The organism is Dolichospermum sp. UHCC 0352 (genome assembly GCF_009711925.1).
In the GTDB taxonomy this organism is placed as follows: Bacteria; Cyanobacteriota; Cyanobacteriia; order Cyanobacteriales; family Nostocaceae; genus Dolichospermum; species Dolichospermum lemmermannii.
In genome coordinates, this window is the sequence record NZ_VIKY01000050.1 from 1 (window position 1) to 388 (window position 388).

A 388-nucleotide genomic window follows, 5' to 3' on the forward strand; every position below is an offset into this window, starting at 1 on the left:
AAGGCGTGTCCGACTCAGGAGGACACACCTGTGCTTCAGCCAAGGGATGAAGGCTAGTTGCAGGATTTATCCTGCACTGACATTTTGTATATATTGTATAATAAACGCAGGTCGAAACCAAATCAAGTTGATTGTTCAAGGTTAAATCAATGCTAGTTCTAGAATACAAAGTTAAAGGTAAACAAGATCAATACAACGCCATAGACGATGCAATTCGTACCACCCAATTCATTCGTAACAAAGCGATAAGATATTGGATGGATGCCCCGCAGGAACTCAAAATTGACAAGTTTGCTCTTAACAAGTATTCAACAGAACTACGCTCAGACTTTACCTTTGCTGCTGAATTAAACTCAATGGCAGTACAATCAGCCGCAGAAAGAGGATG

Annotated in this window: 1 pseudogene; it reads left to right on the top strand. The window is 40.7% G+C overall.

What is annotated here, in order from left to right:
- Positions 1-149: 149 nt before the first annotated feature.
- A pseudogene (locus FJR06_RS03160) lies at positions 150-388 on the top strand (RNA-guided endonuclease TnpB family protein); the annotation flags it as partial.